Source organism: Hymenobacter aranciens, from assembly GCF_030580865.1.
Taxonomy (GTDB): Bacteria; Bacteroidota; Bacteroidia; order Cytophagales; family Hymenobacteraceae; genus Hymenobacter; species Hymenobacter aranciens.
Map to the genome: position 1 here is coordinate 188,542 of NZ_JAUQSY010000001.1, position 24,098 is coordinate 212,639.

At 60.1% G+C, this 24,098-nt stretch carries 22 protein-coding genes; 13 read left to right on the forward strand and 9 right to left on the reverse strand.

The features are described 5' to 3' along the window. Positions 1-60 precede the first annotated feature (60 nt). The 4 genes from glmS (at position 61) to Q5H93_RS00755 (ending at position 5,114) form a co-directional block, all read left to right on the forward strand. Entirely contained in the window at positions 61-1,896 is a 1,836-nt protein-coding gene (gene glmS, locus Q5H93_RS00740) for a glutamine--fructose-6-phosphate transaminase (isomerizing) (protein WP_305004553.1), read from the forward strand. A 116-nt stretch (positions 1,897-2,012) separates the two neighbouring features. Then, complete coding sequence (locus Q5H93_RS00745; RefSeq protein WP_305004554.1) at positions 2,013-2,396, forward strand: RidA family protein; 384 nt, start codon at positions 2,013-2,015, stop codon at positions 2,394-2,396. A gap of 210 nt (positions 2,397-2,606) precedes the next feature. Further along, complete coding sequence (gene gltX / locus Q5H93_RS00750) at positions 2,607-4,148, forward strand: glutamate--tRNA ligase (protein ID WP_305004555.1); 1,542 nt, start codon at positions 2,607-2,609, stop codon at positions 4,146-4,148. Positions 4,149-4,715: 567 nt separating this feature from the next. After that, positions 4,716-5,114 carry a hypothetical protein gene (locus tag Q5H93_RS00755; RefSeq protein ID WP_305004556.1) on the forward strand — a complete coding sequence of 133 codons (399 nt, stop codon included), beginning with the start codon at positions 4,716-4,718 and terminating at the stop codon, positions 5,112-5,114. A gap of 12 nt (positions 5,115-5,126) precedes the next feature. Here Q5H93_RS00755 and Q5H93_RS00760 read toward each other — a convergent pair whose 3' ends face one another. Further along, positions 5,127-6,425, reverse strand: coding sequence for a T9SS type A sorting domain-containing protein (locus tag Q5H93_RS00760; RefSeq protein WP_305004557.1), 1,299 nt, complete (start codon positions 6,423-6,425; stop codon positions 5,127-5,129). 232 nt (positions 6,426-6,657) lie between these two features. Between Q5H93_RS00760 and Q5H93_RS00765 the strand changes: the two genes are divergently transcribed. Then, entirely contained in the window at positions 6,658-7,440 is a 783-nt protein-coding gene (locus Q5H93_RS00765; protein ID WP_305004558.1) for a TIGR00266 family protein, read from the forward strand. 36 nt (positions 7,441-7,476) lie between these two features. Here the strand turns inward: Q5H93_RS00765 and Q5H93_RS00770 are convergent, their stop codons facing one another. The 3 genes from Q5H93_RS00770 to lptB form a co-directional block, all read right to left on the reverse strand. Then, on the reverse strand, positions 7,477-7,701 hold the full coding sequence (locus tag Q5H93_RS00770) for a hypothetical protein (RefSeq protein ID WP_305004560.1): 225 nt from the start codon (positions 7,699-7,701) through the stop codon (positions 7,477-7,479). A 179-nt stretch (positions 7,702-7,880) separates the two neighbouring features. Further along, on the reverse strand, positions 7,881-9,416 hold the full coding sequence (locus Q5H93_RS00775; RefSeq protein ID WP_305004561.1) for a GH3 auxin-responsive promoter family protein: 1,536 nt from the start codon (positions 9,414-9,416) through the stop codon (positions 7,881-7,883). Positions 9,417-9,624: 208 nt separating this feature from the next. Beyond that, positions 9,625-10,359, reverse strand: a complete 735-nt coding sequence (lptB, locus tag Q5H93_RS00780; protein WP_305004562.1) for an LPS export ABC transporter ATP-binding protein — start codon at positions 10,357-10,359, stop codon at positions 9,625-9,627. 188 nt (positions 10,360-10,547) lie between these two features. On the opposite strand from lptB, the gene Q5H93_RS00785 reads away from it, so the two are divergent. The 6 genes from Q5H93_RS00785 (at position 10,548) to Q5H93_RS00810 (ending at position 15,735) form a co-directional block, all read left to right on the forward strand. After that, on the forward strand, positions 10,548-11,852 hold the full coding sequence (locus tag Q5H93_RS00785; RefSeq protein ID WP_305004563.1) for an OmpP1/FadL family transporter: 1,305 nt from the start codon (positions 10,548-10,550) through the stop codon (positions 11,850-11,852). Between the two features lie 33 nt (positions 11,853-11,885). Then, on the forward strand, positions 11,886-13,325 hold the full coding sequence (locus Q5H93_RS00790; protein WP_305004564.1) for an SGNH/GDSL hydrolase family protein: 1,440 nt from the start codon (positions 11,886-11,888) through the stop codon (positions 13,323-13,325). A 137-nt stretch (positions 13,326-13,462) separates the two neighbouring features. After that, positions 13,463-13,933 (forward strand): hypothetical protein, encoded by a 471-nt coding sequence (locus Q5H93_RS00795; RefSeq protein WP_305004565.1) that lies wholly within the window; start codon positions 13,463-13,465, stop codon positions 13,931-13,933. A gap of 74 nt (positions 13,934-14,007) precedes the next feature. Next, positions 14,008-14,463: a lipocalin-like domain-containing protein gene (locus tag Q5H93_RS00800; RefSeq protein WP_305004566.1), complete on the forward strand. Its 456-nt coding sequence runs from the start codon at positions 14,008-14,010 to the stop codon at positions 14,461-14,463. A gap of 134 nt (positions 14,464-14,597) precedes the next feature. Next, positions 14,598-15,059, forward strand: coding sequence for a hypothetical protein (locus tag Q5H93_RS00805; protein WP_305004567.1), 462 nt, complete (start codon positions 14,598-14,600; stop codon positions 15,057-15,059). A gap of 169 nt (positions 15,060-15,228) precedes the next feature. Further along, positions 15,229-15,735, forward strand: a complete 507-nt coding sequence (locus tag Q5H93_RS00810; protein ID WP_305004568.1) for a hypothetical protein — start codon at positions 15,229-15,231, stop codon at positions 15,733-15,735. 76 nt (positions 15,736-15,811) lie between these two features. Here the strand turns inward: Q5H93_RS00810 and Q5H93_RS00815 are convergent, their stop codons facing one another. The 5 genes from Q5H93_RS00815 to Q5H93_RS00835 all read right to left on the reverse strand — a co-directional run bounded on the left by Q5H93_RS00815 (position 15,812) and on the right by Q5H93_RS00835 (position 20,826). After that, entirely contained in the window at positions 15,812-16,786 is a 975-nt protein-coding gene (locus Q5H93_RS00815; RefSeq protein WP_305004569.1) for a YpdA family putative bacillithiol disulfide reductase, read from the reverse strand. 109 nt (positions 16,787-16,895) lie between these two features. Continuing rightward, complete coding sequence (gene htpG / locus Q5H93_RS00820) at positions 16,896-18,725, reverse strand: molecular chaperone HtpG (RefSeq protein ID WP_305004570.1); 1,830 nt, start codon at positions 18,723-18,725, stop codon at positions 16,896-16,898. Between the two features lie 137 nt (positions 18,726-18,862). After that, positions 18,863-19,324 carry a hypothetical protein gene (locus Q5H93_RS00825; RefSeq protein WP_305004571.1) on the reverse strand — a complete coding sequence of 154 codons (462 nt, stop codon included), beginning with the start codon at positions 19,322-19,324 and terminating at the stop codon, positions 18,863-18,865. 77 nt (positions 19,325-19,401) lie between these two features. Continuing rightward, on the reverse strand, positions 19,402-19,833 hold the full coding sequence (locus Q5H93_RS00830; protein WP_305004572.1) for a Fur family transcriptional regulator: 432 nt from the start codon (positions 19,831-19,833) through the stop codon (positions 19,402-19,404). Between the two features lie 69 nt (positions 19,834-19,902). After that, a complete protein-coding gene (locus Q5H93_RS00835) occupies positions 19,903-20,826 on the reverse strand; it encodes an NAD(P)/FAD-dependent oxidoreductase (RefSeq protein WP_305004573.1) in 924 nt (307 codons plus the stop codon). Between the two features lie 271 nt (positions 20,827-21,097). On the opposite strand from Q5H93_RS00835, the gene Q5H93_RS00840 reads away from it, so the two are divergent. Both Q5H93_RS00840 and Q5H93_RS00845 read left to right on the forward strand, forming a co-directional pair. Next, on the forward strand, positions 21,098-21,454 hold the full coding sequence (locus Q5H93_RS00840) for a hypothetical protein (protein WP_305004574.1): 357 nt from the start codon (positions 21,098-21,100) through the stop codon (positions 21,452-21,454). 179 nt (positions 21,455-21,633) lie between these two features. Then, entirely contained in the window at positions 21,634-24,060 is a 2,427-nt protein-coding gene (locus tag Q5H93_RS00845; protein WP_305004575.1) for a TonB-dependent receptor, read from the forward strand. Positions 24,061-24,098: the final 38 nt, after the last annotated feature.

Sequence of the window (24,098 nt, forward strand, 5' to 3'; positions counted from 1 at the left end):
TTCCATTCAGAAGCTAGCCGCCGTTCCTGTCTTTTCCATTCGCTTTAATTCTAATTTGCCATGTGCGGCATTGTTGCGTATCTCGGCCATCGTGAGGCCTGTCCTATCATTCTCAAAGGCTTGCATCGCCTTGAGTATCGCGGTTACGACTCGGCGGGCGTGGCCCTGCTGAACGGCGAGCTGAACGTGTTCAAGAAAAAAGGCAAGGTCAGTGACCTGGAGGCCTATTTGAAGGATAAGAACGTGCACGCCAACGTGGGCATGGGCCACACCCGCTGGGCCACCCACGGCGAGCCCAACGACGTGAATGCCCATCCGCACTACTCCACTTCGGAGCGGATTGCCATCATTCACAACGGCATCATCGAAAACTACGCGGCGCTGAAAAAGCACCTCGAGCACCAGGGCCACGTTTTTCATTCCGACACCGACACCGAGGTGTTCGTGAACCTGATTGAGGAAATCCAGAAGCAGAACAGCTGCTCCCTGGAAGAAGCGGTGCGTCTGGCGCTGCACGAAGTGATTGGTGCCTACGCCATTGTGGTGCTCAGCAAGGATGCACCCAACCAGCTCATTGCCGCCCGCAAAGGCTCGCCGATGGTTATTGGCATCGGCGAGGGCGAATTTTTCGTGGCTTCCGACGCCACGCCCATCATCGAGTACACCAACGAAGTGGTGTATGTGAATGACTACGAAATCGCCGTTATCCGCGATGGTAAGCTCGACATCCGCTCGAAGGAAGACGTGGTGCAGACGCCCTACATCCAGAAGCTGGAGCTGGAGCTGGACAGCATCGAAAAGGGTGGCTACGAGCACTTCATGCTGAAGGAAATCTTCGAGCAGCCCCGCTCCATCCTCGACTCGATGCGCGGCCGCCTGGAGCTGGAAGCCGGCCACCTGAACATGGGCGGCATCCGGGCTTACGAGCAGAAATTTGTGAATGCCCAGCGCATCATCATCGTGGCCTGCGGCACGAGCTGGCACGCCGGCCTCGTGGCTGAGTACCTGATTGAGGACCTCGCCCGCATCCCGGTGGAAGTGGAGTACGCCTCGGAGTTCCGCTACCGCAACCCCGTGATTACGGAGCGTGATATCGTAATTGCCATCTCGCAGAGCGGCGAAACGGCGGATACGCTGGCGGCTATTGAGCTGGCCAAGAGCAAAGGTGCGACCATTTTCGGCGTTTGCAACGTGGTGGGCTCGTCCATTGCCCGCGCCACCGACGCCGGCGCCTACACCCACGCCGGCCCCGAAATCGGCGTAGCCTCCACCAAAGCCTTTACCGCCCAGGTGACGGTGCTGACTTTGCTGGCCATGATTATGGGTCAGAAGCGCGGCACTATCACCGACACCAAGCTGCGCGAGCTGATGGTGGAGCTGAATAACATTCCCGCCAAGGTGGAAAAAGCCCTGGAGCTGGACCTTGAAATTCAGGCTATTGCTGAGATTTTCAAGGATGTGCCCAACTTCCTCTACCTGGGCCGCGGCTACAACTTCCCCGTGGCCCTCGAAGGCGCCCTGAAGCTGAAAGAAATCAGCTACATCCACGCCGAAGGCTATCCGGCGGCCGAGATGAAGCACGGCCCCATCGCCCTCATCGACGAGAACATGCCGGTAGTGGTAATCGCCACCAAAGACAGCTCCTACGAGAAGGTAGTGAGCAACATTCAGGAAGTGAAGGCCCGCAAAGGCCGCATCATTGCCGTGGTGACGGAAGGCGACACCGTGATTCCGGCCATGGCCGAGTTCGTGGTGGAAGTGCCGCCGACTTCGGAAGTGTTGGTGCCGCTGGTATCGGTTATTCCGCTACAACTGCTGAGCTACCACATTGCCGTACTGCGCGGCTGCAACGTCGACCAGCCCCGCAACCTCGCCAAATCGGTGACGGTGGAGTAAGTAAGTTGTAAACTCGTGAACTCAGAAAAGAAAGCCGTCCCCTCAGGGGCGGCTTTTTTGCGTTATTTCGCACCCATTCCTTCGTAAGCAAATTCATCACTTCACTCATTCTCCTCATGGCAAATCAAATCATTTTCACTGACCAAGCACCCGCGCCCATCGGCCCCTACTCGCAGGGCGTGCGGGCCGGCAATACCGTGTACGTATCGGGCCAGATACCTTTAGACGCGCAAGGGCAAATGGTAGGGGCGGACGACGTGGCCGCTCAGACCCAGCAGGTGCTCAAAAACCTGACGGCCGTGCTGGCCGCCGCTGGCCTCAGCCTCAACGATGTGGTCAAATGCTCCATTTTCGTGCGCGACCTCAATCATTTCGGCACCATCAATCAGGTGTACGGCAGTTTCTTTGATGAAGCCACTGCTCCGGCTCGGGAGACAGTGGAGGTGAGCCGCCTGCCGCGCGATGTGGACGTAGAAATTTCCTGCATTGCGGTAGGATAGGGGCTGGAAAACAAAAAAGAACGTCATCCTGAGGCGCGAAGCGCCGAAAGGACCTCACCCGCTTCGTTGTGGTGGTAATTCTAACCGTTCGAGCGAAAAGAAATTACTGCTGCGACCAGCGTGGGCGAGGTCCTTTCGCCTTCGGCTCAGGATGACGTTCTTTTTTGTCTGGCTTTCCCCATTCCCTCCTCCCCGCCGTACCTTTGCGGCATGAGTGAAAGACCTGTACGGGTGCGCTTCGCACCCTCGCCGACGGGGCCGCTGCACATTGGTGGCGTGCGCACGGCGTTGTATAACTATTTGCTGGCCCGCAAGCTGGGCGGCACTATGATTCTGCGCATCGAGGACACCGACCAGAACCGGTTTGTGCCCGGCGCCGAAGACTACATCCGCGAAAGCCTCGAATGGGTGGGCATTGAGCTCGATGAAAGCCCCTGGAAAGGCGGCCCGCACGCGCCTTACAAGCAGAGCGAGCGCAAGCCGATGTACAAGCAGTACGCCGACCAGCTCATCGCCGACGGCCACGCCTACTACGCCTTCGACACGCCCGAGGAACTCGACGCCATGCGCGCCCGCCTCACGGCCGCCAAGGTGCCCAACCCGCAGTACAACAGCATCACCCGCGCCCAGATGCGCAACTCGCTGACGCTGCCCGCCGAGGAAGTGCAGCAGCTGCTGGAAGCCGGCGTGCCCTACGTCATTCGCCTGAAAGTGCCCCGCAAGGAGGAAATCCGCTTTCAGGATATGATTCGCGGCTGGGTGGTGGTGCATTCGTCGAGCGTGGATGACAAGGTGCTGATGAAGTCGGATGGGATGCCGACCTACCACTTAGCCAACATCGTGGACGACCATCTGATGGATATCTCGCACGTTATCCGCGGCGAGGAGTGGCTGCCCTCGGCGCCGCTGCACGTGCTGCTGTACCGCTACCTGGGCTGGGAAAGCACCATGCCGCAGTTTGCCCACCTGCCGCTGCTGCTCAAGCCCGATGGCACGGGTAAGCTCAGCAAGCGCGATGGCGACCGGCTGGGTTTCCCGGTGTTTGCGCTGGAGTGGCACGGCACCGACGCCGAAACCGGCGAGCCCACCGTGAGCCGCGGCTACCGCGAAGACGGCTACCTGCCCGAGGCACTGGTCAACTTCCTGGCCTTCCTGGGCTGGAACCCCGGCACGGCGCAGGAAATCTTCTCGATGGAAGAGCTGATTCAGGCCTTCAGCATCGAGCGCGTGAGCAAGTCGCCGGCCAAATTCGACCAGAACAAGGTGAAGTGGTTCAACGAGCACTACCTGCGCGCCAAGTCCAATGCCGAGCTGGCGCCCTACCTTATCGACGCGCTCAAGGAGCATGGCATTGCCTGTGAGCAGGCCCGCGCCGAGCAGATTGTGAGCGTGATGAAGGAGCGCGTGAGCTTCCCGCAGGATTTCTGGATGGAAGCCCGCTATTTCTTCCAGGCCCCCACGGAATACGACCAGCACGTCGTCGAAAAGAAGTGGAACCCGCAGGTGTCGGCCGCCCTGGCCGTCTACGCCGAAGCATTGAGCAGCGCCGCCGAAACCACCGCCGAAGGCCTCAAAACGCTGTTCAACCAAACCATGGAAGCCCAGGGCCTCAAGCCCGGCCAGGTGCTGCAAGCCCTGCGCGTGGCCGCTACTGGTGCTGGTGCCGGCCCTGACTTGTTTGAAACCTTGGCTATTTTGGGCACGGCCGAGGTGACGACGCGCCTGCAGACTGCCGTGGCTAAGCTGGGCTAGACGCTTAGTAAATAACTGCTTGCTAATTCAAAGGCCCGGCCTGGCACTGCCAGGTCGGGCCTTTATGCATAGGCCAAAAAATACCCCCGTAAAAACACCTGTTTTCGAAAACAGGTGTTTTTACTCTAGTATCGGCCAAAGCGCTTGCTCACCTTTGTGCCGTGTTGCCGAAGGCACCATGCTGACGGAAGTCAGGGATATAGTGTGTGATTAGTTGGCTGAAAATGTGGTGCTATTGCTAAAAGATGAAGCTTTTGCGAAGTTGGTCAGCGTCGTCGGGGGATGGCACTGGCTGACGACGGAAGAAGTAGCAATGGCCCCACCGAGCAAGCCGACTGACAGCGGTGCCTGGCTGGTAGCCCTGCCGGTTTCTGGGAAAGTCGCCAGGATGGGGCGCCCGGCTAAGCGAGGCTTACGCGGAACGAGAAAAATGACCTTGGCTGGCGAGCAGAGGCATTTTTCTCGCTCCGTATGCGCCCTGGCAGGCGCGTCGTCTTAGTGCGCGCCGCCGACCCTGCGCCGCGTTTTTGCGTACAGTAGGGCTCCGTTGTTAAGCATCCCCCCGTTATGGCCAAGAAACCCACCAAGCCTAAAGCCAAGCCGCAGGACCCCAATAAGAAAGCTAAAGTTCACAAAGAGCTGGAAGGCTTCGAAATCGGCGTCAATCCCCTAGGCGAAATCACGTCCAACTACAGCATCGAGGAAATCAACAAGTTTCTGGGCCGCCACGTGCGCGACAAGAAGTTAGTGGACCGCGCCGGGCAGTTTGGCGAAAAACCCGCTCCCGGCGAGTCGGAGGACGAGGCTTTTCCCATCGAAGATGGCCACAACGACCCCGAGCCGGAAGAGTCGGATGAGGACTTCATCAAGCGCAGCAGCCGCGAGGCCAAGCGCAAAAAAAGCGTGGCTGACGACGCATCCGAAGCCGACGAGGTTCGACGCGAACTGCCCCGCGACGAAGAGTAGCTGCTGGTAGCCCTACTTTTTTTCCAGGCGGAGTGGCTGGCTGCCGTTCACGCGCACCAGATAAACTCCTGGGGCGAGGTTCTGCACCGGCAGGCGGCAGGTGGATTGCGCTGGTAGGCTACCCGCAGCCACCGTGCGCCCGAGCAGGTCGCATAGCGTCCAATGGCCTGTTAGCGGGCTGCCATCGGTAGTAGCTAGGGTAGCGTAGTCGTCGGCCGGATTAGGGTACAACCGAATGCCTGCCCGGGCGTTGCTTTGGGCTGGTTGCGTGGCTAGCAGCCGGTCCCAGTTGCGGAGGGCAAACCACAGTTGAATGTATTGTGGCGTATTGTTGTACGGAATAGCGTCGTTGGCGCTGCCAGCCCACACATAGTCTCCGGCGGATGTCACTCCTATTCCCGCAGTGCGCTGTCTGCCAATATAATACGCCAGCAGCGTGTCGCGGAGCAATAAGCCGTTACGGTCGAGCAAAAAGAACGTCAGGTTGTGAGTGGTGCCATTAAACCACGCTCCGGCGGCTAATAACCGACCCGAGGGCAATTCTACTACGTGGCTCATTCCTTGCATGCTATTGCTACCGATGCGATGTGTCCGACTCCAGATGGTATCGCCCACGGGACTGAGCTTGGTAACAGCCCAGCCTGCGGCCAGTACATTGCCATCGGAGGCCGAGCATAGCTGCGAAGCCAGCTTGAGCGAGCCCAGTCGTTCCTGCTGGTAAGCGCCCGCTTCGCTGATGCCGACGAATTTATTTGGCGTTCCGCCGTAGTCAGATGTTAGTTGCAGGAGGTAGCCGCCCCTTACCGCCACCAGATTGAAGATAGACCCTGGTCGGCTGCTGCTGTACGGCACTAGGCGCTGCCAGACTTGCCGGCCGGTAGAATCATACTTACAAATAGCCGGAATCGTATCAGCCCTGCTCCCACACACATACCCGCCGTCGTTGCCCAGCATCAGCGAGTTCAGACAGTCACCGATTTTGCGGCTCCACAGTGTGTCGCCGGTAGAGTTGAGCTGGGCCAAAATCCCCCAGGACCTATTAGGATTACCACTGCTGAAGGCAGTGGCAGTAACGGCCAGATTGCCCCGCCGGTCCTCAACTACCCCGCGGGCGTAGAGCACCAGCGCCTGTGGAAATCGCAGACGCCTCGTCCAAAGGGTGTCGCCCTGATAATTAATCTTGCTGCAATACAGGCTCGTAGGAGAAGGAGAGGCTGATTCGCCCACTAGTACAAATCCTCCGCGCACCGCCGTCATAAACTTGCCGGTTTCCTTGAAGCCCGGCGTAAATACCGCCCGCTCCCAGAGCATTTGGGCGTGGGCCGCCTGCCCTTGCCAACAGGACCAGAATAAGTTTCAGAACGGAAGCACGGCGGTAGAAAAAAAATATCCTAGCTGACGAAGAAAAGCAAAATCAGCCCGATATAGGTGGTTAGCGGGATAATTGCGGCATTGAACAACTGGGCTTCGGATAGCCAAAACCTGGAAAATGCAGTTATTTGTCCTGGATATTGCCCCTTGACTTCTCCCACATTCCAATCCAATGCAGTCCCACGAAATTGACTACCGCATCCTCGGCAACGACATTCAGGTGCTCGAGGTAGAGCTCGACCCCAACGAAACGGTGATTGCCGAAGCCGGTGCTATGGTGTACATGGAAGAAGGCATCGCCTTCGAAACCAAGATGGGCGATGGCTCGGAGCCCGACCAGGGATTTATGGGTAAGCTGTTTTCGGCGGGCTCGCGCCTGCTCACCGGCGAGTCGCTGTTTATGACGCACTTCACGCACCGGGGCGGCTATGGCAAAAGCCGGGTCGGCTTTTCGGCCCCTTACCCCGGCACCATCATTCCCATTAACCTAGCCGATAAGCCCAACGGCCTCATCGTGCAGAAAGATGGATTTCTGGCGGCGGCACGCGGCACCAAAATCAGCATTCACTTCAACCAGAAGCTCGGGGTAGGCCTGTTTGGCGGCGAAGGCTTTATTCTGCAGAAGCTCACTGGCGACGGCAAAGCCTTCATTCACGCTGGCGGCACCATCATCGAAAAACAGCTCAACAACGAGTTGCTGCGTGTCGATACCGGCTGCGTGGTAGCCTTCGAGCCGGGTATTGATTTCAGCGTGGCGCGGGCCGGCGGCCTCAAATCAATGATTTTCGGCGGCGAAGGGCTGCTGCTGGCCACGCTGCGCGGCACCGGCCGCGTGTGGCTGCAATCGATGCCCGTGAAGAAGCTCATTCAGGCGCTGGCGCCCGGCGGCGGCAACGCCCGCAAAGAAAGCGGCGGCGTATTCAGTGGGGTATTGGGCGGCTTGCTGGACGAATAACCTGCAACACCTCAGCCCGTAGCAGAAGCCAGACGATTACTGGGCTCCCAACGCCGTTGGGGGGTCCATGGCCATCTGGCTTTTGCCGATGTCCTTGAATATAAGTGCAAGGGCCACGATAAGTGCCACCACCATCACGGCCAGCAGGCGGAGCAGCATCTTACCATCCTTTTTATCGCCTTCGAGCTTGGCTGCTTCACGGCGGCGGCGCGACTTGTAGGGGCGCCGGTACGGAGATTCCTTAGTAGTAGTGGTGGGCACGAGTGAAAACGAGGGTGGGAGGAAAATGGAGAGCGTGGAAAATTGCAGTAATAATAGCTAAGTTAACGAAAGATTAAGAAAAAAATTAGCCTAAAAAACTTCTTTGCCCCATCAACGTGACCGATTTGCCGACGAATGGACGAGTGGGACCTGCTTAGCGGTAGAGTTGTACTTACGGGTTATACGAAGTTGGCGGATTGTGCCAGCACCGCCTCCAGCACTTCGCGCGAGTTGAGCAGGCGGGGCACCTTGTGCTGGCCCCCCAGCTTGCCCTGGCCCGCCAGCCAGGTTTCGAAGGTGCCAGGGGGCACCAGGCGCACCAGGGGAGGGGCCAAGGCCAGGTCGCGGTGGCGCTTGGCAGCGTAGTCGGAGTTAACGGTTTGCAGGTGGCGGTCCAGCGCCTGGGCGAAGGCGGCCACATCAGCTGGCGGCGTCAGAAATTCGATGGCCCACTCGTGCCCCCCCCGCGACGCACCATCATCGGCGGCAAACCAGACCGGGGCTGCCGTGAAATCGCGGACCGTGGCACCCGTAGCGTTGCTGGCCGCCGCCAGCGCTGCTTCGGCATTTTCAATTACCACTTCCTCGCCAAAAGCATTGAGAAAGTGCTTGGTGCGCCCCGTGATGCGAATGCGGAACGGCGCCAGCGAGGTAAATCGCACCGTGTCGCCCACCAGGTAGCGCCACAGGCCCGCATTGGTGCTGATGATGAGGGCGTAATGCTGGCCCAGCTGCACGTCGCGCAGCGGCAGCGGGCGCGGGTCGGGGCTGGCCCACTGGTCGGCGGGCAGAAACTCGTAGTAAATCCCGTGGTCGAGCAGCAGCAGCAGGTCTTCGCTATCGGGTTGGTCCTGAATGGCAAAATAACCTTCCGAGGCATTGTAGATTTCAAGGTAGCGCATCTGCGGCCCGGGAATAAGCTGATGGAACAGCTCGCGGTACGGCCCGAATGCCACCGCGCCGTGCAAAAACAGCCGCAAGTGCGGCCACACCTGCCCGATATGCTCGGCCCCGGCCAGGGCCGTCACGCGACGCAGCAGCACTATCATCCAGGTGGGTACGCCGGCCAGGGTGCGCACGTCCTGCCGCAGCACGTGCCGGGCAATGCGCTCGATTTTTTCTTCCCACTCGTTCAGCAGGGCCAGCTCCAGCGAAGGCGTCCGCAGCTGCTCGGCCCACCACGGCAGCTGCGCCATGATGACGGCCGACACGTCGCCTGCCCGCGAGCTGGGTTCGTCGGGGCGGAAGGGATTGGGCGTGTGGCTGCCGCCCAGCGACAGCGTTTTGCCGGCCAGCAGCCGCTGCTGCGGGTAGAGGTGCGTGGCCAGCGCCAGCATGTCGCGCCCGGCGCGGTAGTGGCCCTGCTGCAAAGCCTCGGGGGTGACGGGGATAAACTTGCTGCGGGCGTTGGTAGTGCCGCTCGACTTGGCAAACCAGCCGGGCCGGCCGGGCCATAGCACGTCGGACGCGCCGCGCAGCACGCGCTCCAGCTCGGGGTACAGCTGCTCGTAGGTGCTCACCGGCACCCGTTGGGCAAAGTCAGCGGCTGTGGGCCGTTCGCCGAAGCCATAGCGCCGGCCCCACTCGGTGCGGCGGGCGCGTTGCAGCAGGTGTTTTAAGGTGCTTTCCTGAAGCTCAATACCGTGCTCGCGGATGTGCTTCAGCCGCCGCAGGCTGCTGACCTGGACGGCGGCCGCAAGAAGCAAATCGAACATGAAGCAAAAATAAAGCGGGAAGAACAACTCCCCTCCCTGGGAAGGAGGGGATGTTTCAGCGAAGCTGAAACGGGGGGGGAAGTCGGCAGGGCTTTCGCGCCGGTGAAGAATCAGTATTGCAAGCGGCGCTAACGGCGCGACCGGGCCAACCACCCCCGTTCTCGCTGCGCGAAAACATCCCCTCCTTTTCTAAGGAAGGGAGTTCGTTCTACTTGAGGCTGCGCTTCAGCTCGAAGTTTTTGCCCAGGTACACGCGGCGCACGGTTTCGTCGCCGGCCAGGTCTTCGGCGGTGCCGGCTTTCAGGAGCTTGCCTTCGAAGAGCAGGTAGGCCCGGTCCACGATTTCGAGGGTCTTCTGCACGTCGTGGTCGGTGATGAGCACGCCGATGTTGCGAGCTTTGAGGCGGTAAATAATGCCCTGAATTTCTTCGGTAGCAATGGGGTCGACGCCCGCGAAGGGCTCATCGAGCAGCACAAACTTGGGGTCCACGGCCAGGGCGCGGGCTATTTCGGTGCGCCGCCGCTCGCCGCCGCTCAGCACTTTGCCCAGGTTTTTGCGCACGTGGGTGAGGCTGAATTCGTTCAGCAACTCCTCTACTTTGTCTTTCCAGCTGGCTTTGGGCAGGTTGGAGAGCTGCAGCACGGCCAGAATATTTTCCTCCACGCTCAGGTCGCGGAACACGGAGGCTTCCTGGGCCAGGTAGCCCACACCGCGCCGCGCGCGCTGATAGATGGGCATTTTGGTAATTTCTTCCTGGTCGAGAAATATCTGGCCGCCATTGGGCTTCACCATGCCCACCATCATGTAGAAACAGGTGGTTTTGCCGGCGCCGTTGGGCCCGAGCAAACCCACAATTTCGCCCTGTTCTACGGTCACCGACATGTCGTTGACGACGGTGCGGGCTTTGTATTTCTTAATGAGGTGTTCGGCGCGAAGAATCATGCAACAAAGGTAAGAAGACAGGGGAGGGCGTCGGACGCTGGTGCGGCTGGGTGGGTGTTTAACGCAGTTTGCCCCGAAATTCTTGCCAATTACAAAAAATACTCGGCTTGCCTACTATCTCGGCTTGAAAATTTCCGCTACTTTTAGGCCACCAAAACCAACCCACTCAACCCTTCTTCTTTTTCAGTATGACGGTAAAATCATTACTTCTTGCGGGCGGCGCGTTCCTCGGCGGAACGTCGGGCGCCTTGGCGAGTGGCTTTCAGGTCTATCTGCCCAGCCAGCAAAGCATTGGTATGGGCGGCGTGGGCGTCGGCCTGTCGATGGAGCAAGCCGCTCAGTTTATGAACCCCGGGGCCATGGCCATGCTGCGCCAGAACGGCGTGCAGGTAGGCGCCAGCGCCACGTTTGCCCGGTCGGCGTTTCGCTCGGCCAATGGCGGCGAGCAACGCGAGCTGCAAAACACGGTCGTGACGCCCTTTAACGTGTATGCCAGCTTCGGCCCCAAGGAGGGCAAGTGGCGCGCTGGCGTGTCGGTGTACACGCCCTACGGCTCGCAGCTGAAGTACGCCGACGGCTGGGAAGGCCGCTTTTCCCTCACCGAAATCACCCTGCAGTCGGTGTACGTACAGCCTACGTTCAGCTATGCCATCACTGATAAGCTCAGCATAGGTGCCGGGCTCATGATTCTGGCCTACGGCTCAGTGAACCTGCAACGTGATATTGCCCTGCCCTCGCCTTACCCTGAAGGCCATATTACCCTCGACGGTACCACCGAAACCGCCTTTGGGGTGAATGCCGGCATCTTCTTCAAGCCTTCGGATAAACTGAGCGTGGGTGTGAGCTACCGTTCTAAAATTGACGCTAAAGCCAAAGGTGGCGACGTGACGGTAACCGGCCTGCCAGACCCCAACACTACTATCACAGGAGCATTACTAGCGCCGCGCTTTGTGGGCAATAAGTTCGATGCCACACTGCCGCTGCCGGCCTCGGTCAACATCGGCCTCGGTATCATGCCCAACGACAAGCTGACCATCGGCCTGGACGTGAACTGGACGCAGTGGAGCGAATACCGGGCACTGCGCTTCGACTTCACGAAAGACGGCGCCCCGGCTTCAGTGGGTGATTTGACGCGCACGTTCTCCGAATCGAAGCGCAACTACGAAGACGCCCTGACGTTCCGCCTCGGTGGCCAGTACAAGGTGACCGACAAGCTGGCCCTGCGCTTGGGCGGTGCCTACGACATGACCCCGGTGAAAGACGGCTATGTGACGCCCGAAACCCCCGATAATGACCGTATTATCGGCACGGCCGGTATCGGCTACGACATCACCGAAAATCTCGGCGTGGATGCCTCGTTCATGTTCCAGGCCATTCTGAAGCGCACCCAAACGGAGGCCCAGCTGCTCGACAACGGCACCACCGACCGCGTGGCCGGAACCTACCGCACCAACATCAGCATTCCCGGCATCGGGGTGCGCTACAATTTCTAGGCATTTTCCCACCCGACCCAAGCTTTCGTTTATATGAAACCTGTTTTTAACTACGCTGCCGCGGCGCTGGGCCTGATGGGCCTGGGACTCACCAGCTGCCAGCCCGACATCGACGACCCGAAATCGAGCGCCGGGCAAGCTGACTTTACCACCTACCTCGCCGTGGGCAACTCGCTCACCGCGGGCTTCAGCGACAATGGCCTGTACCTGGAAGGCCAGCAAAACTCTTACCCGTCCATTCTGGCCCAGCAGTTTGCCAAAGTAGGCGGCGGCGCCTTCGTGCAGCCGCTGTTTCCGGCGGCTAACTCTAACGGCAGCGGCTACCTCAGTATCACGGGCTTCAGCACCAGCGGCACTCCTACGCTGGGGCCGGTGGCTCCTAATGCCGGAGTTGGTATTGGGGCCGACAACAGCACCCCGCTGCTGGTGAAATATACCGGCACCGACAACCAGAACCTCGGCGTGCCAGGCATTCGGGTGGCCGATGTCACTACGCCCGGCTATGGCTACAACAACCCCTCGGGTTTCAATCCATACTTCGAGCGCCTGCTGGCTGGGCCGAGCGCCCTCTTCTCGTACCAGCAATACGTGGAGGAGCGGGTGACGACGCTGAAGCCGACCTTCTTCACCAACTGGCTGGGCAATAACGACGTGCTGGGCTATGCCACCTCGGGCGGCACCGCTCCACTGACCGGAGTAGCCCTGTTCACCACCAAATACACCGCTATTACCGATGTGCTGACTGCCGGCGGGGCTAAAGGCCTCTTGGCCACCATCCCCAACGTGGTAAACGTTCCGTTCTTTACTACGGTGCCGACGGCCAACGTAATAGGCCTCATTAATAACACGCCCATTCCGACGGCCTTAGAGCCGGCCATCAAAGCTGCGCTGGGTTTGCCTCAATCCTCACCTCTGCCCACAGGCTTGCGGTTTGGCTTCTACATCACTACCGGCACTGGTGCCAAACGACTGGCTACCAGCAGCGACCTGTTGCTACTGACTGCTCAGGCGGCCATCAACGTGCCGTCAACCAACCCCCTGCAGCCATTCCCTTCAGGGGTAGGCCTGGAAATACCCGGGGCGCCGGCTGCTACTGCAGCGCAATTGGCGGCTACGTCCAATGCTTTGGACAGCAGATTTGTGCTGGATGCTGCTGAGGTGACGAGCGTGCAGAACCGCACTGCAGAGCTCAACACCGTCATCACCAACGTGGCCAATCAGAAAGGCCTGGCCTTGTTCGACTCCAACACTTTCTTCCGGGGTGTAGCCACCAACGGGCTGGTGATAAACGGCGTGAATAACACCGCCGCCTTCGTGTCCGGCAACCTCTTCTCGCTCGACGGGGTGCACCCCACGCCGCGCGGCTACGCCGTGATAGCCAATGAGATGATTAAGGCCATCAATGCCAAGTACGGTGCGGCCGTGCCCGGCGTCGACGCCACGGCTTACCGGGGCGTACGATTCCCGCAGTAAGCTGCGGCGCGCTTAAAATTGCTGATGAATGCCCTGGTCTGCGGACCGGGGCATTTTTTATGCCCAGCCAGCCAATCTGGCGACAGGAGCTATATTTAGGCTGTGCAACTCTCTCTCCAACTTCCATTCGCCTGGTTATGAAACTCCGCTTTTCTGTTTCCCGTGCCGCCACGCTGCTGTTGCTGGGGGCTACATCGGCCCTCACTGCCTGTGAAGACGTGGCCGAAAACCCCGCTCCCAACACCAAAACCCAGCTCCTGACCGCCGACCCCTGGCACATCACCACTTACACCCGCAGCACGGGCGGCGGCACGGCCACCAACTACCTGGCCACGGCATTTCCGCGCAGCTGCGAGCGCGACGACCGCTACACCTTCAAAACTAATGGTGTGCAGGAGCGCACCGAAGGCCCTGCCGCCTGCGGCGGTGGCAATTCTTCGACCGTGGTGGGCACCTACCCCTGGAATTTCAACAGCAGCCAGACGCAGCTCACGCTTGGCGGCACTACGTTCGAGCTGGTGCAGCTCACCGAAAGCAGCCTGCAATTGCGCTCCACGCACACCAGCAGCGGCGTTGCCATCGTCGAGACCGTAACTTATGCCAATTAGCGGCAGCGAGTTATTGGCAATTATGAGAAATTGAGGTTAGCTTTGTTTATTCGAAACCACCCACTTGTTTCCCCATGAAAACGTTTTCCACTTATCTGGTACTGGCCACGCTCGGCCTGACCGCCGTAGGCTGCAGCGACGACAGCGATGACGCCGCCCCCAGCAAAACCACGTTGCTGACGGCTAAAAGCTGGCGCCCGACGGCCATCACCGTGGCTGGCACCAACTACATCGACTTCCTCCTGGCCGAACCCTGCGACAAAGACGACTTCATCACCTTCAAAGCCGACAAAACGGCGGTGTATGATGAAGGCGCTGATAAGTGCGATACCGCTAGCCCTCAGACCTCAACCGGGAGCTGGGAATTCACCAACAGCGAGGCCAAGCTGAAGCTGACCGACCCGAGTGGCGAGGTGATTGAAGGAGATATTCTGACCTTGAATAGCACGACGTTAAGCGTCCGCTCTTCGCAGGACCTGCTGGGCACGGGTACGCTCGTGCCGGTAGATTTTACCTTTACGGCGAAGTAGATACGGCCAATCGCTACAACCGAAAGGCAGTCCTGACAGGGCTGCCTTTTTTGGCGAAACAGCTTGCTAATTTGCTGAAAAACATGTAAACTTGCTTTACCACGCCGCAGTAGAGCGAGGCGAGCCGACGCGCTATGAAAAAACTTCTGTACCTGCTACCGCTGGCCGTGCTGCTGGTCGATTGCAAAAAAGACGAAACCATTGAGCCTCTGGAGCTGACCAACAAGCGCTGGCGCCTGGCTGACCTCACCGTGGCCCCCGAGGCTGTGCCCGTGCCGGTGAATGTGTATAACGACTACATTCAGGCCTGCAGCAAGGATGATTACATGTTCTACAGCAACGATAGCACCGTGATTTACGATGATGGGGTGCTGCACTGCGACCCCAACCAGCCCCAGCAGATTTCCGGCGTGTGGCGCTTCCGCGAAAACAATACCCGCCTGCTGATGGAAGGCTACAAGATTGCCGGTGTGCCCGTGAACGAGGTGAACGTCATCTCGCTGTCGTCGCGCAAAATGGTCATCAGCTACCGCTATACCGACCTGACGCAGGTGCCCACGCCGGTAATTGCCACCGGTACGCTCGTTACTTTCTAAACGGCTTGCACTTATTCAGAAGGCCGCCCCAGCAAGGGGCGGCCTTTTTTGGGTTGGCTGGTTGAAAATCAGTTGAAATAAGGCGAGGATAGTAAAGGTTAGTCACTACATTTGCAGGGTCCGGCCGTGGGGCCGGATGTAAAAAAACATTCTCTACTTCCTCGTTACGATGACTAAAATCTCTACTTGTCTGGTGGCTTTGTCGCTGGGGCTATTGCTGGCCAGCTGCGGCGGCAGCGGCAACTCGAATCCTACCCCCTCCGTTTCGCCCCGTACGCAGCTGCTGACTACACCCAAATGGCGTATCTCCGGCATCAGCCAGGCGCTGACATTCAACGGTCAAACCATTACGACGAATGCCTATGCAGGCGTCAGCAGCTGCCGTAAAGACGACTTCGGCAAGTTCAACGTTGACAAAACCGTGGTGACCGATGAGGGCGCTACCAAGTGCTCGAGCTCAGCGCCGCAAAGCAAGACCGGCACTTGGTCGTTCAATACGGCCGAAACGGAAATCACGGTGGTCGACCCGAACCCGACACCCGGCAGCATCGGCAATGCGACGGCCGAAATCCTGCAGATGACCGCGACCAATATGCAGCTGCGCACCACCACTACCCAAACCCAGGCGGGCTACCCCATTACGGTGGTGCTGACGACAGATTATATTGCGCTTTAGGTAATTACACCTTGTCGATTGCAGCCGCTTGGCGTAGCGGGCCGGAATGCGGTAAAAAGCATCCTGGCCTACTACTTCAGGCGGCTGTGGCTTTGGTAGTACCCAGGTATTGCGCAATCAATTGCGCATGGTGCCGGCCATTCTCGATAAACCAGCGGCTGGTGGCCCGCCCACCGCACACCGTGCCCGCCACAAACAGCCCGGGCCGCGTGGTCTGGTGCGTGGCCGGGTCAAATAAGGGCGCCCGCGCCTCGTCATTTGGGTCGGGTTCGATGCCGAGGCGGCCAAGCAGCGCCTCATCGGGGACGTAGCCGGTGAGGGCATACACAAAGTCGGCCGGGGCGCTGCCCGAGCCCTCGGGCGTGGTAAAATGCACCGCTGTGGGCGTGATTTCTGTGAGTTGCACGTTGAAATGCGCCGTGATGCGGCCTTCGGCAATGCGGTTGACAAGGTCGGGTCGAATCCAGTATTTCACGGACTGGCTGATTTCGGGGCCACGCACGAGCAGCGTCACCTGTGCTCCGGCGCGGGTGAGGGCTAAGGCCGCCTTGGCCGCTGAATTCTTGGCACCGATGACTACAATTGGCTGCCGGGAATGGTGGTAAGGCTCTTTATAGTAGTGGCTAACATGCGGCAGGTCTTCGCCGGGCACGTTCAGGAAAATGGGTAAATCGTAGAAGCCAGTGGCTACCACCACATTCTTCGCGGCGTACTCACCGCGGTCGGTTTGAACCAGGAAATTTCCCTGCTCACCGCTGAGGCTGACGACCTTTTCGTGCAGATGCACTGTCAGATTCTCAGCGCGAGCCACGCGCTGGTAATAGTCCAGCGCATCTTCGCGCAGGGGCTTGTAGTGGCTGGTGGGGAAAGGGTAGCCGCCGATTTCGAGCAGTTCGGGCGTGGAGAAAAACTCCATGTTGGTGGGGTAACCGATGAGGGAGTTCACCAGCGCGCCCTTCTCCACAATGGCCACCTGCAGGCCCCGCCGTTGAATTTCGAGGGCGCAGGCCAGCCCCACCGGGCCGGCTCCAATAACGAGAGCATCAAGCATAAATCGAAGTAAAAGAGCAAGTAGAACAGCAACTTTAACGAGAAGTTTCGCAAAAAGAAGGCCCGCCAGTCAGCGACTAGCGGGCCTTCTAAGCATTATTCAAGCTGAATTACAGCAGTTCCGTGCTGCGCTTTACGAACTGCGTCAGCGCTTCGCCTTTCAGCATGCCCTGGGCCAGTAGAGCCAGGTCGAAGGCTTGCTTGGCGAGCTTTTCGCCGCCGTCGGCCAGGATTTTCTGCACCAGCGGGTGGTTGGCGTTCACGGTCACGTCGAACGAGTCGGGGAAGGCGCCGAACATCTGCATGCCGCCGCCCCCGCCGGTGCGCTGCATGTCTTTCATGCGGCGCATGAATTCGTTTTGGGTGATGAGTACCGGGGCGTCCTGCGGACTCAAGGCCGTCACTTTCACGTGCATGGCATCGTTGGCGATGGCCGTTTTGAAGGTGTCGCTCAGTTTAGTTTGCTCGTCTTCCGAGAGCACGCTTTCGGTGGTTTCGTCCTTCTCGATGAGATGGCTCACCGGGGCGGCATCCACGCGCTTGAAGCTGGTTTTCTCCACTTTCTGCTCCAGCTGTCCCACAAAATGCGGGTCGAGTACCTGATCGAAAAGCAGCACGTCGTAGCCGCGCTCTTTGGCGGCGGCCACGTAGCCGTGCTGGGCCTCGGCGTCGTTGGTGTAAAGCACCACCGTGGTGTCGTTCTTGTCCTTCTGGTTGGTCTGAACGTGCTCGGTGTACTCGTTGATGGTGAAGAGCTTCTCGTCGGTGTTTTGCAGCAGGGCAAAGTCCTTGGCCTTGTCGTAAAACTTCTCGTCGCTCAGCATGCCGTACTTCACGAACATGCCGATGTCGCCCCACTTCTCCTCGTAGCCGGCGCGGTCCTGCTTGAAGAGGCTGCTCAGCTTATCGGCTACTTTCTTGGTAATGTAAGTGTTGATTTTCTTCACCGCCGCATCGGCCTGCAGGAACGAGCGACTCACGTTCAGCGGAATATCCGGCGAGTCAATCACACCGTGCAGCAGCATCAGGAACTCGGGCACCACGTCCTTCACCTCGTCGGTAATGAACACCTGCCGCGAGTAGAGCTGAATTTTGTTGCGCTGCAGCTGTAGCTCGTCCTTCACCTTCGGGAAATACAGAATACCCGTGAGGTTGAAGGGATAATCCACGTTGAGGTGAATCCAGAACAGCGGCTCATCGAGGCTCAAGGGATAGAGCTCGTGATAGAATTTCTTGTAGTCCTCGTCGCTCAGCTCCGAGGGCTGCTTGGTCCAGATGGGGTCGGTGTTGTTGATTACTTCGCCCTCGAACTCAATCGTTACCGGCAGGAATTTACAGTACTTGGTGAGGATGCCGCGCAGGCGTGTCTCGTCCAGGAATTCATCGGAGTCGTCGGCTACGTGCAGCACCACGTCGGTGCCGCGCTCGGCTTTTTCGTGCTCGCCGGTGGGCTCATCGAGGCTAAATTCGGTGCTGCCGTCGCACACCCAATGGGCGGTGGCGCTACCTTCTTTATAGGATTTCGACCAGATTTCGACTTCCTTAGCGACCATGAAGGCGGAGTAGAAACCCAGGCCAAACTGCCCGATAATCTGGTCTTTGGCGTTGGCGTCGGTTTCTTTGTACTTCTCCACGAACTCGGTCGCGCCGGAGAAGGCAATCTGGTTGATGTACTTCTTGATTTCCTCGGCCGTCATGCCCAGGCCGCGGTCCGAGATGGTGATTTTGCGGGCTTCCTTGTCCACGGTCACGCGCACTTTCAGCTCGCCCAGCTCGCCCGTGAACTCGCCTTGGCGGGCCAGGCTCTGCAGCTTTTGGGTGGCATCGACGGCATTGGATACCAGCTCGCGCAGGAAAATCTCGTGGTCCGAGTACAGGAACTTCTTGATAATCGGGAAGATGTTCTCGGTATGAATGGAAATAGAACCAGTCTCTTTCATGAGTAGCAAAGGCGAAAATGTGACAATAAATAGCTGGCTGCGCTAACGGCAGCCTGGCTACGCGGCCTGGTCAAAGGCTGTTCCAAGGACAGTTAGCTGCCATGATGACAGCGAAAAAACGTGACGCAGGGGCTGGATTACTGCAATTCTGGCTGGCTGATGACAGCTTCCCACTCGGCCAGTAAGGCCGGTAACTGGGGCGAGTCGTGCGTCAGCCAGCGCAGGGCCGCGCGCGGCTGCTCAAAAAACTGCACGTCGAACCGGATAAACGGCCGGGCCAGCGCCAGTAGCGAGTCGATAGCGGCTTGGTGATACACCCGCTCGGGCTTGATGGTAAACACGACCTGCTGCAAGGGCAGCTGAAAAACCTCCGGCAGCCAGTGAAGGCCCAGCCAGATTTGGTCGTAGGCCGACAAATCGGGCAGCGTATCCATCTCCAGCAGGCAGTTTTGCACCCGCAGCCGCTGCGCCAGCCCCGCCAGCTGCATTGAGCCCACGCGAAACGACTGCAAGCCGGCGCCCCCGGTCCAAGCCACGCGCAGCAGGCTCAGCGGGGCATCGTGTTGCAGGCGGACGTCGGGAATAGCGTTAAGCAGCATAAAGCTCGGCAGTAACCGGTGCTTCTAACGGCAAAAAGCGTGCAAAAGTATATTTTCTATTTGCCCGCCAAGGTTAGTCAGCTCTGGCAAAACTGGCAGGTGCCCGACAGCAAGTAGTCCTTCCGCTCGGCCTGAAAACCACCCGGCAGCGTCACCGTCGGAATAGCTACCTGATTGAGACAGTAGGTGTGGGCGCACTTGCCGCACTTGAAATGCACGTGGTTGTCGAAGTGCGCCGTGGCCGTGCATTCGATAGAGCAGGCCGCGTAGCGCAGCACGTCCGAGTCGTCAATAACCCGATGAATCAAACCGCTCTGCTCAAAGCTCTTGAGCGTGCGGTAGAGCGTGATGCGGTCGGTGCCCACGCCGATTTCCTGCTCAATCTCGGCACCGGTGAGGGCGTAGCCCCGGCCAGCCACCGTTTGCAGCACGGCGCGGCGCACCGGCGTAGTGCGCAGGCCATGGCGGGCCAGGGTTTGGGTGAGGCGGTCGGTAGGAGCGGCGGGCATGGGTCAAATTTACAACCGCCCTGCTTTAGGCAGGCTCGTTGCTGCCACCATAACCAATTGCCCGCGTCGTTAGTGCGCCCCGAAAATCAACTCCCGGCTGATGGCAGCGCCGGCCATATTCCCCGCCGCAATAGCCTGCGCCAATTGACTCACCGGGGTGCAATTATCGCCGGCCGCATACACGCCGGGCACCGATGTGCGGTACTGCGCATCGACCTGCAGCAAAGGTGCTTGCCGGGCCGGCGCGCAGCCCAACTGCGCCGGTAGCTCCGAGGCTTGGTGCAGCGGCAGGCGGGCGTAAAGCACCGGCAATGGGTGGCGGCGGCCGTCGGCCAGGTGCAGGGCGCGCAGCTGGCCATGCTCGTGCTCCAGGGCCGCGATGGGCGTTTCGTCCAGCGCAATGTTCTGCTCTGCTAGCTGCTGCCGCAGGTCGTCGCCGAAAGTAGCAGGGCCGTTGGTGAAGATGGTCAGGTCGCGGGTCCAGTTGGGTAGCAAAGTCGCCAGGTGGTGAGCGTCTTCGCCGTTTACCCAGGCACCGGTAGGCTGGTCGGCCACTTCGTAGCCGTGGCAGTAGGGGCAGTGAATGACCGACTTGCCCCAGCATTCGGCGAAGCCGGGCACGGCGGGTAGCTCGTCGCGCAGGCCGGTGGCCAGTAGCAGGTAGCGCGCCTGTAGCGGGCCGTGCTGCTGCGTGTTTAGCTCGAAGGAGCCGCCGGGTAATTTCCGGGCCGCCGTAACCTGGTCCGTCAGCAGCTGCACGGTGGGGTAGTAGGCCAGATTTTGCCGGGCGCGGGCAGCCAGGGCGGCGGGTGCTTCGCCGTCGTTAAGCAGCAGGTTGTGGGCGTGCGGGGTAAAGTGGTTGCGCGGCAGGCCGCCGTCGATAACTAAAACCTGGCGGCGGGCGCGGCCCAGGCTCATGGCGGCGCTCAAGCCGGCGTAGCTGCCGCCAATGATGATAACTTCGTAGGGTCGGGAAGGAGTTGGAGCAGGCATAAATACAAACAGGAATTAAAAGCAACATTGTTGCAAAATTAGTAAAATTGCTTTTGCAACAAGGTTGCGCTAGTGTTTTGTTGGAAGATAAATCGGCAATCTGCTGACTCCAAACACGGTTATCATTGCAGAAAAACTCTCCAGACCAACTGCAGCCGACGCCACTCCCCGTGAACCATTCGCAATAATGCTGCATTGCCTACCTTTGTCGGACCGCCTAACCTCCGGCTGGGTCGCCGCGTAAGCTGGCTGCCGTATTGTACTTCTTCGCTTGCCCGTGCTGCTTCGCCGCCAATTATTCGCCGTTTTCCTGCTGCTCTGCTTCGTGCGGGTGCTGCTGCCGGAGGCGTCGCTATTGGCATTACACCCGCACCAGCACACCGAAGAGGAGCCCACGCATCAGGCTGCTTTTGGCACCACCAAGGGCAAGGCGCTGCTGAGCAAGCAGCACAAGCACTGCCACGAAGAGCAACTCTTCAATGCGCCATTCCAGCCCAGCGCGCCGCTGCTTTTTGTGGCGCCGCAGCCGCGGGCAGTGGTGGGCATTCTGAAGCCTTTCGCGGCTTCGGTGTGGGCCGAGGCGACGGAGGCGCAGCGCTGCCTGCGAGGGCCACCGGCGGGGGCGTAGATTTTCGGTAGTCAGCAAGAGGCTGCAGTAGAGGGGCGCATCCGTTGGGATGGCGTTTCAGTATAGCTGCTTGTTCCTCTTGCTGAGCTGTCTTAGTAAGCCGGGTCGAGTATTTCGGCGGCTTCATTCAGGCCCAATGCGCTACGGCGCTGGGCTATTCCTCTCCAATTTTCTTGTCAATGTCTCTCCAGATTCTGGCTCCGCGGCCGGGGCTGAGGTGGCGGGTGCTGCTACTGGCGGCCGGGCTGTGGGCGCATGGGCTACTGGCCTGGGCGCAAGCTGCTGCGGGGCAGCTCAGTGGCCGCGTGAGCGACCACGAGTCGCGCGAGGCGCTGCCCGGCGCCACCGTGCTGCTGCTCGAAACTCAGCAGGCCACCCAGACCGACCCCAGCGGCGCCTACCAACTGAGCGCCCCGGCGGGCCTCTACCACGTGCAGGTGCGCTTCGTGGGCTACGCCGTCGAAACGGCCGAGGTGCGCCTCAACGACGTGGGCCCGGCCGTGGTGCGCAACTTCCAGCTGCACCCCGATGCCGTGGTGCTGAAGGGGGCCGAAGTACGCGGCCACCGGGCCGACGAGCCCAACGCGCAGGCCACCAACAGCCTGAGCGGCGCGGCCCTGCGCCAAACCAGCGGCCAGGCGCTGGGCGAGGCCTTGCAGAAAATCAGCGGCGTATCGGCCATTCAGACGGGCCCCAGCATCTTCAAGCCCATCATTCACGGCCTGCACTCCAACCGCATCAGCATTCTCAACAACGGCGTGCGGCAGGAGGGCCAGCAGTGGGGCCAGGAGCACGGGCCCGAAATTGACCCCTTCGTGGCCTCGCGGCTGACGGTGGTGAAGGGCGCGGCCAGCGTGCGCTACGGCTCCGATGCCATCGGCGGCGTGGTGCTGGTGGAGCCGGCAGCGCTGCCTGATTCGGCCGGTACCACGGCCGAGATGCAGCTGGTGGGCGCTAGTAATAATGGCCTTGGGGCCGGCTCGGCGCAGGTGCAGGGAAGTCCGGCGGGGCTGTCGGCCTTGCGCTGGCGGGTGCAGGGCACGGCCAAGCGGGCCGGCACCACCCGCTCGCCGGGCTACTACCAGCAAAACACTGGTTTCTCGGAGTACGACTACTCGGCGGGGCTGGGCTGGCAGAAGGACACGTATGGCGTGGAGTTATTTTACAGCCATTTCGGCACGAAGCTGGGCATTTTGTCGAGCGCCTACACCGGGAGCTACCAGGATTTGCAGGCCGCCATTGCCCGCGACCGGCCCTACGAAACCTCCGGCTTCAGCTACGATTTCGGGCGGCCTTATCAGAACATCAGCCACGACCTGTACAAGCTGACGGGCTTCGTGAAAACGCCGCTCGGCCGGCTCTCGGCCACGCTGGCGCAGCAGCAGGACTTTCGGGAAGAGTACGACAAGTACAACGCCCGCAACCAGGAGCTGGCGGCCCGCAACCTGCCCGAGCTGCGCTACGAAAACGCCACTACCACCGCCGAATTGCTGCTGGAACACAAGCCGCTGGGAAATTTCACGGGTAGTGTGGGCCTGGCGGGCACGTATCAGGACAACACCTACGAGTTTCGCTACTTCATCCCCTTCTATCAGAACTACGTGGCCGGCGCCTTCGCCATTGAGCACTGGGAGCGGGACCGCTGGCACCTCGAAGCCGGGCTGCGGGCCGACTACCGCCGCCTCGAAGTACGCCGCCGCCTGGGCTCGGGCAGCAGCTCCTACGTGCAGCCCACGGAGTTTACTTACGTGACGCCCGCCGCCAGCCTGGGGGCCATCTTCGCCGCCGACGCCCACTTCACCCTGCGGGCCGATGCCGGGCTGACGCGCCGGGCCCCCGCACCCAACGAGCGCTACAGCCTGGGCGTGCACAATGCCATCTATGAAATAGGTTTCGACGTGGCGAATGACACCCTGGCCCCCGGCCAGACGTCGCGCTACCTGCAGCCCGAAACGGCTTATAACCTGGGCCTCACGGCCACCTGGCACGACAACCCGCGCCTCAACGGCGAGCTGACCATCTACCACAATCGCATCGACGACTACATCTACCAGTTGCCGATTCTGCCCGCGCCCTACACCATTCGGGGCACGTTTCCGAGCTACCGCTTTCAGCAGAGCAATGCCTCGTTTACGGGCTTCGATGCCACGGCCAGCTACGCGTTCCGGCCCAATTGGCAGTTGGGCGCGAAGGCCGCCGTGGTCATTGCCTGGAACCGCGACCAGCGCAATTACCTCATCTACGGCCCCGCCGACCGGCTGGAGCTGACCCTGCGCCACGACCTGCCCGACCGCCCTGCCAGCCGCCTGATGGGCCGCTACGCGCAACTCAGCGGCCTGGGCGTGTGCCGCCAAACCCGCACGCCTGGCCCCGACTACGACTACGCCCCGGCGCCCGCCGGCTACGCCCTGCTGGGCGCCGAAATCGGCACCACGCTCCGGCTGGGCCGCACGCCACTCACCCTCAGCCTCACCGGCGCCAACCTGCTCAACCAGCGCTACCGCGACTACCTCGACCGCTACCGGTACTTCACCGATGCCATGGGGCGCAACGTGACGTTACGCGTCAGGATGCCGCTGGCGTTTGGCTCCGCTAAAAAATCTTAAAGCCATTTCACGTCATCACGTTTTACCTCAAATCACTC